The 1089-nt window shown below is 39.8% G+C and carries 1 protein-coding gene and 1 tRNA gene; both read left to right on the top strand.

What is annotated here, in order from left to right; translation table 11 throughout:
* The first annotated feature begins 154 nt into the window (after positions 1-154).
* Positions 155-751, top strand: a complete 597-nt coding sequence (locus tag C5S62_RS02790; RefSeq protein WP_104403958.1) for a hypothetical protein — start codon at positions 155-157, stop codon at positions 749-751.
* A 95-nt stretch (positions 752-846) separates the two neighbouring features.
* Positions 847-921 (top strand) — tRNA-Arg (locus tag C5S62_RS02785).
* Positions 922-1089 lie beyond the last annotated feature (168 nt).

The raw sequence follows: 1089 nt of genomic DNA, 5'->3' as shown, positions 1-1089 counted from the left end.
GCACAACCTTGCCAAGGTTGGGGTCGCGAGTTCGAGTCTCGTTTTCCGCTCCACATTTCTATGAAGGCTTGTAGTTGACTCCAAGTTTTCATAGAAATTATTTTTATAATAAGACGTTACCTTCATCATATTTTTCAGAAATACTATAGCCCCAATGAACATATACGCTAGATATTTCGATCAAGACATACTGGTTTACAGCGTAGAAGAATTAATAGATTTTTTATCTTCCATACCGGACATCCACGTAACCCCTGAACTCATCAACGACATCCACAACTATGTTGAAGGTGATATGCCTTATCCCAAACGCTACAAAATAAGGCCACGGGTATATTTCATCCTGATAAAGACCACAGCCAATACAATGGAGGAATTTAAAACCCATCGCAAACAAGTGACAGTGACACCTCCATTAGACGGCGAAGCCTTTAACAAGAAAGAATTCAAACTCTCACAATTAGCCGAAGAACGTCAAGGATGGTATAAAGGCCATATAGCCTTCAAGCGCGTCATCCAAATTCCCGGTACAGGCAAATTCCAGTATCAGGACACAGATTTCGTAGCACTTGTAAAAGCTTTCAGCGGACAAGACTGCTACAACAAAATTGTCAATCATCTTAAAAATCGCAGCGATATAGACCTCCGCAGCCAATTCCCGTCAGCCAGAGGACAAAATTACCAATTTACCTATATAGATAAAGACCTACCCAAAGACTTCGTTGAAAAAAACAAATTAAAAGTGGAATAACGTAAAAGATACAGTTTTTTACATTTTAGAGGCAAAATCTCTTTCCTAATATTTTGCCAAATCCGCCAAATAATGTAAATTTGCATTCGTTTTCCGGTTCCGTAGCTCAGTTGGATTAGAGCAACGCCCTTCTAAGGCGTGGGTCTTGGGTTCGAATCCCAACGGAATCACTTGAAAGAGCACCTTACAGGTGCTCTTTCATTTTGTATATCTGTAAGTTACAAAAGAACAAGCCCTTCAAATCATAGATCATGGTAGAATAATCAGCACCATGTTTTGCCTGTTTTTCGGGTCAAGCCGAAATTCCGGTGCATTTGTTAAAATTCGAGAGCTGAAAT

This window comes from Prevotella sp. MGM2 (genome assembly GCF_002933955.1).
Classification (GTDB): domain Bacteria; phylum Bacteroidota; class Bacteroidia; order Bacteroidales; family Bacteroidaceae; genus Alloprevotella.
Note: the sequence above shows the minus strand (reverse complement) of the source record. Positions and strands in the feature narration are given on the sequence as shown.